This window comes from Streptomyces sp. WELS2, from assembly GCF_013870595.1.
GTDB lineage: Bacteria > Actinomycetota > Actinomycetes > Streptomycetales > Streptomycetaceae > Streptomyces.
The window spans coordinates 1-5,757 of record NZ_JACBWZ010000386.1; the positions used below are offsets into that span (position 1 = coordinate 1).

The 5,757-nt window shown below is 72.2% G+C and carries 4 protein-coding genes, 2 tRNA genes and 2 pseudogenes; 2 read left to right on the forward strand and 6 right to left on the reverse strand.

What is annotated here, in order from left to right:
• The 6 genes and pseudogenes from H5J33_RS38365 to H5J33_RS21185 form a co-directional block, all read right to left on the reverse strand.
• Window positions 1–163, reverse strand: a pseudogene (locus H5J33_RS38365) (two-component sensor histidine kinase); the annotation flags it as partial.
• The gene (locus H5J33_RS21165; RefSeq protein WP_181796497.1) at window positions 160–900 is read right to left on the reverse strand and encodes a response regulator transcription factor; all 741 of its coding nucleotides are present in this window, start codon (window positions 898–900) and stop codon (window positions 160–162) included. The pseudogene H5J33_RS38365 and the gene H5J33_RS21165, both read right to left, overlap by 4 nt.
• Before the next feature lie 124 nt (window positions 901–1,024).
• Window positions 1,025–1,897 (reverse strand): DUF2797 domain-containing protein, encoded by an 873-nt coding sequence (locus H5J33_RS21170; RefSeq protein ID WP_181796498.1) that lies wholly within the window; start codon window positions 1,895–1,897, stop codon window positions 1,025–1,027.
• Window positions 1,898–2,051: 154 nt separating this feature from the next.
• The gene (locus H5J33_RS21175) at window positions 2,052–2,465 is read right to left on the reverse strand and encodes an Imm10 family immunity protein (RefSeq protein WP_181796499.1); all 414 of its coding nucleotides are present in this window, start codon (window positions 2,463–2,465) and stop codon (window positions 2,052–2,054) included.
• Window positions 2,466–2,581: 116 nt separating this feature from the next.
• Window positions 2,582–2,654: transfer RNA gene (locus H5J33_RS21180), tRNA-Arg, on the reverse strand.
• A 199-nt stretch (window positions 2,655–2,853) separates the two neighbouring features.
• Window positions 2,854–2,944 (reverse strand) — tRNA-Ser (locus H5J33_RS21185).
• A 206-nt stretch (window positions 2,945–3,150) separates the two neighbouring features.
• Between H5J33_RS21185 and H5J33_RS21190 the strand changes: the two are divergent.
• Window positions 3,151–3,651 (forward strand): annotated as a pseudogene (locus H5J33_RS21190) (SSI family serine proteinase inhibitor); the annotation flags it as partial.
• Between the two features lie 463 nt (window positions 3,652–4,114).
• Window positions 4,115–5,757 (forward strand): PAS domain-containing protein (locus tag H5J33_RS21195; RefSeq protein ID WP_181796501.1); only part of this gene is annotated, 1,643 nt, incomplete at its 3' end.

Below are 5,757 nucleotides of genomic sequence, written 5' to 3' on the forward strand. Positions count from 1 at the left end.
GCTGGCCGTACAGATGCGAGCGCAGCGCCAGCGTGGTCACCGTGCCGATCACCGCGCACACCACCGCGATCAGCGTCACGGAGGCCACGACGAGGCGGGTCCGCAGGGTGCGCGGCCGACCCGCCCGGCGCAGTCGGGGACCGGGCCGCCGCCGCCCGCTCACGCCGCGGCGGGCTTGATCAGGTAACCGGCCCCCCGCCGCGTGTGGATCATCGGCTCGCGACCGGCGTCGATCTTCCGCCGCAGATAGGAGATGTACAGCTCCACGACATTGGCCTGGCCGCCGAAGTCGTACGACCACACGCGGTCCAGGATCTGCGCCTTGCTGAGCACCCGCCGGGGGTTGCGCATGAGGAAGCGCAGCAGCTCGAACTCGGTGGCGGTGAGGTGGATGGACTCACCGCCGCGGCAGACCTCGTGGCTGTCCTCGTCCAGGGTCAGGTCGCCCACGACTAGCACGGAGTCGGAGCGCCGGTCGGTGGCGCCCGACCTGCGGATCAGCCCGCGCAGCCGGGCGACGACCTCCTCGAGGCTGAACGGCTTGGTGACGTAGTCGTCGCCGCCGGCGGTGAGCCCGGCGATACGGTCCTCCACCGCGTCCTTGGCGGTGAGGAACAGCACGGGCACGTCCGGCAGTTCGCGGCGCAGCCGCCCGAGCACGGACAGGCCGTCCATGTCAGGAAGCATCATGTCGAGCACGACGGCGTCGGGCCGGAACTCGCGGGCCGCCTGGACGGCTCCCAGTCCGTCGCCCGCGCTCCTGATCTGCCAGCCCTCGTAGCGCAGGGCCATGCTCAGCAGTTCGGTGATCGACAGCTCGTCGTCCACCACAAGCACCCGGACGGGGCTCCCGTCCGGCCTCAGCAGTTCGGTGCGCCCCTGGGGCGAGGTCGTGGTCATGCCGGCCACCCTGTCGGGACGCTCTGAGAAGACACTTTTCAGAGTCTGTGATTTCCCTGAGAAACGATGTCTCCGTGAAACGCCCGAGGGTCGTCGGGGGCCGGGTCCGGTGGCGCCTCGCCGCTCAGAACAGTCCGTCCGGCTCCCTGCCGAACTCCCGCACGGGGAAAGCGCATCCGTCCACCGCCGGTTCGGCCGGGACCAGCTCCCAGCCCGTCATCAGCCGGGTGTCCAGGACGACGGCTCCCCGCCCGCCGACGGCCAGATGGAGGTCGGGCCCGGCGGCCGCGACCAGCTCGCCGCGCACGCTCCCGCCCGGCACCAGTTCCAGCACCTCGCCGAACGCCTCCGGTGCCCCCGCGAGCCCGAACACCCCCACGTGGTCCACGACCCGGCAGGGCTCGGCCCGCAGCGACTCCGGCCACCCGGCGAGCGCGACGGCCCGCGCGTGCACCTCCCGCACCTCGGCGGCGCGCTCCGCCTCCGTGTCCGGCAGCGCCGAGCGCACCGCCCGCTTCCCGGTGTACGGAACCCGGTCCGGCACGCCCAGCGCGGCCCGCAGCAGCTCCTCGGCGCGCCGCGCGGCCATCAGCGGACCGGTGCCGAGCCAGGTGAAACAGACGGCGCCCTGCTCGAGCAGCCGGGCCGGTCCCCGCTCCACGGCCGTGATGCCGGCCTTCACCAGGCCCGGCCCGAACCAGGCCAGGTAGACCCGGTACGGCCGGGGGTCGTCCGCGACCGTGTCGGCGGCCACCGAGTGCGCCCGCGCCAGCCGCGCGCACTCCTCGCACCGGCCGCCCGTACTCCGTCCCGGCACGACGGCCCGCACCGGACAGTCGTGCCCCCGAGCTCCGGCACACGCCCGCACCCCGCCCTCCGGCACGGCGAAGGCGACCCGCTTCCCCCGGCCCAGCGCGCTGCTCCGCCCACCGCCCCACACCAGCACGGGCCCGCCCGCCGACCAGCGGAGCCCCGAGCATCTCCATACCTGTGCCATCACTGGCGAGGGTAAGGGGTGGGTACGACACGTTCGTTACGAGAAATCCCCGCCCACGAACCCACGATCAGCGAAACATGGGAAGTCCGCGAAAGATCTCGGCACGTATCCGGCACGGCTCTGAAGGGGCCGGCCCGCGGCGTTGCGGTACCCGCTAGAGGTTGACCAGCCTCGGGCGGGCATCCGGACGCCCGTACGTCAGGATGCGCGGCAGCACCTCGCGCATGCGTGCCACGTCCTCCGCCGGCGCCCGCAGCAAGGCCTCGACGACGGGATCGGCCAAGCCGAGCGCGTCCAGCGACGAAGGATCCAGCGTCACCCGAAGCACCTCCCCGTCCAGTTCCGCCTCCCGCACACAGCCGTACGCGGTGCCCTGGTCCGGCGTGACAAGACAGTGGGTGTCCATCTCCAAGGACACTTCCTGCTCGCCGGGCTCCTCGAAGTCGCACATGAAGAACAGGGAGAACCCCTCCTCGTCGTCCGACTCGACCACACCCGCCATCACGCAGTCGTCCCGCTCCGGATCATCGAACCCGCAAGCGACCTGCGCCGTGAACCTGTACGCCATGCGGGTGTTTCTAGCACCCGGGACCGACACCGGCCGGAGTTCTCGGCTGACACGCTCAGGACGTACGCCCCTGAAACGCAAGAGGCCCCGGATCTCTCCGGGGCCTCTCACCTGTGTGCACTCGGCAGGATTCGAACCTGCAACCTTCTGATCCGTAGTCAGATGCTCTATCCGTTAAGCTACGAGTGCTTGTTCTTTTGTTTTGCCTTCGCTCCCGGTCCTTTCGGCCCGCTCGCGGCGACAGGAAGAACATTACATGACTGCCGCCGTCATGTGAAATCCGGTCCCCACACCCCTTGTGACCTGCGGAAACGCTCCTGGGCTGTCTCCGGGGTGGAGCGGGGGAACGACGAAGCCCCGGTCCTGGGGACCGGGGCTTCCTCGAGAGCGGAGGCGGAGGGATTTGAACCCTCGATGGGCTTTAAGGCCCAAACCGCATTAGCAGTGCGGCGCCATAGACCGGACTAGGCGACGCCTCCAGCACAACCGCTCACGCGAGCGCGCGAGTGGTGCGTGCAGATGATGACACAGGCGAGTGCCCTGTCACCAATCGCCCCCCACGGTACTAGGCAGGCGGGCCGCAGGGCAAAGGGCTTCCCAACGGAACGGCGCGGCGGACGGCCGATGGGCACCACGTCCCGTGCGACACGGCGCAACGTCCGGGCCGGTCCGGCGTTGACAGGGCATGGTCTCTGTTCTGCCGGCCTCGCCGGTCCCATCGGCCCCGTCGGCCCCATCGGTCTCATCACGGTGCCGCCGCGTCCTGGCGTCCCTCGCCGTCGCCGCCTGTCTCGTCCCCCTCGCCTCCGTACCCGCCGCCGCGGCCGGCGCCATGCCGCCCCCCGTCCGGCCGGAGGACCGGGGTGATCACCTCACCGTCGTGGTCCGGCACGCCGGTGCCGGGCGGGACGGGAGTTTCGACCTGTACTGCCACCCCGAGGCCGGCCGGCACCCGGACCCCGCCGGGGCCTGCCGGGTGCTCGACCAGAACACGCGGTGGGGGCGCGACCCCTTCGCGCCGGTCGCCCCCGGCACCGTCTGCACCATGGTCCACGGCGGCCCGGCCACCGCCCGGATCACCGGCACCTGGGCCGGACGCCCGGTCGACGCCGTGTACGACCGCGGGGACGGGTGCCGGATCGCGCGGTGGGACCGCATGGTGCCGCTGCTGCCGCGCATCGGCTCCCCCGCCGGGGACGAGCCACGGACCGGCGCGTCGGCCCCGGCCCAGCCGCAAAACGGCGGCCCCGTCCAGCCCGAGCCCCAGACCGCCGACCCCCTGCAAACCGAGCCCCTTCAAGCCGGGCCACAGACCGCCGAACCCGTCCACGCCCGGTGAAGGACCGCCGGCCGCCCCCTGAGCCGAGCCGCGCACACCCGAGGTGGTGGCCGGCGCGGCCCGGTCGTGGACGGCATGCCCGACGTGCCGGTTCGACGGGCGCGCCGGTTCCGTAAAGGACCCGGGAAGGTATCGCGGAGCCGGGGTATCGGTCAGGCGTTCGTCGTCACTTCCTCGTGGGACCTCCCCGCCATCCGGCGCCGCGAGCACGACCCGTGCCCTTAGACTCCCTCGCGTGACACGTCGCGGGCCCCTTGGCAAGATGGCCCGAGCGGTCGGCAAGGTGCGGTAACAGGGAGGAAGGCGTCTCGTGAGCAGCAGGCCATCCCGAGGCGCTGCTCGCCTCGCAGCCATACTCGACGCGCTGCCGGACGCGTTGGTCCTGGTCAACGCCAACGGAACCGTCGTCAACGCCAACACGATCGCGCTGGAGGCCTTCGAGACGCCCGGCACGGCGCTCGTCGGCCGTGGGCTGCTCGATCTGCTGCCGCAGTTCGACTCACGGCTCATCCCCGGCTCGATGCGGCGGCCCGACCACATGGCCCCGCAGGGGCGGACCAAGCCCACCCGGATGGTCGCGCGGCGCACGGACGGGACCGAGTTCCCGGTCGAGGTCACCAGCGCGAACCTGGAGAACGGGCAGCAGGCGTACGACGGTTACGGCTACACCGGCGACGAGCTGCTGATGATCGTGGTCCGGGATCTGTCCGGGACCGTCGACACCGAGGCGGAGCTGGCCCGCTCGCAGCGGCAGACCGAGATGATCCTGCGGGCGGCCGCGGAAGGTGTCGTGGGCACCGACACCGACGGGCGGATCGTGCTGGTCAACCCGGCCGCCGCCCAGATACTGGGATACCGGGCCGGTGAGCTGGGCGGCAAGGAGCTGCACACCCTCGTACTGCACTCGCGCGCCGACGGCTCGCCCTTCCCGTACGAGGAGTCGCCGCTCGCCGACACCCTGCGCTCCGGCCGCAAGCACCGGGTGCGCGGCCAGGTGCTGTGGTCCAAGGGCGACCAGAAGGTGCCGGTCGACCTGACCACCGCGCCGGTGCGGGACGGTGACCAGCTCGTCGGCGCCGTGATGACCTTCACCGACCGCCGGCCGTACGACGCCGTGGTGGAGGAGAAGGCCGCGCTGGAGAAGGCGCACGCCGACGAGCTGGAGCGGCTGTCCGAGGAACACGCCTCCGATCTGACCGCGCTGCGCCAGCGGCATGTCGCCGAGATCGAGGAGCTGCGCGAGAAGCACGCGGAGGAGCTGGCGGCCGGCGAGGAGCGGTACGCGGCGCTGGCCGAGCGGGAGAAGGACCGGTACGAGGCCCTCTCCGGGCGGCACGAGCAGTTGCTGACCCTGCTCGGGCAGTCGCTGCGCGGGCCGCTGGACGAGCTGCGGCGCGAGCTGTCCGCGCTGGCGGCCGACGACGCCGGCCAGCTGTGGCCCGAGGCCAACCAGGTCCTGCACCACCTGTCCGCCGGGTACTCCCGGATCACCACCCTCATCGACAACGTCCTCGGCTACCAGCGGCTGGACGCGGGCACCGAGGACATCACCCGTACGAAGGTGATGCTGGACGCCGTCGTCGCCGCCGGTGTGGACGGGGCCGTCGAGCTGATCGGGCCGGGGCGGGTGCAGTTCGCCGTGCACGCGCCGCCCATCGAGGCCGAGGTCGACCCGCGGCGGCTCGCCGTCGCGCTCGCGCACCTCGTCGCGGACGTCGCCGGGGTCGACGCCACCGGCAACACGCCCGTGTCGGCGGGCGGTTACCTGGACAACACGGTCGTGGTCGCCGCCGCCCAGCGGGGCGAGGTCGCGCGGATCGAGGTACGCGGGCCGTACGCCGGGGGAGACCCGGTGCACGAGCCGATCGTGCGCGGGATCGTGCGCGCCCACGGGGGCGTGCTCCAGACGCACGAGGTGCCGGGCATGAGCGGCAGCGCGTACGTCCTGGAGGT

What these genes read in the sequence shown, in the direction of transcription:
- H5J33_RS21175 (WP_181796499.1), bottom strand. Translation starts at nt 2,465, where the DNA reads ATGGCGTACAGGTTCACGGCGCAGGTCGCTTGCGGGTTCGATGATCCG.
- H5J33_RS21165 (WP_181796497.1), bottom strand. Translation starts at nt 900, where the DNA reads ATGACCACGACCTCGCCCCAGGGGCGCACCGAACTGCTGAGGCCGGAC.
- H5J33_RS21170 (WP_181796498.1), bottom strand. Translation starts at nt 1,897, where the DNA reads ATGGCACAGGTATGGAGATGCTCGGGGCTCCGCTGGTCGGCGGGCGGG.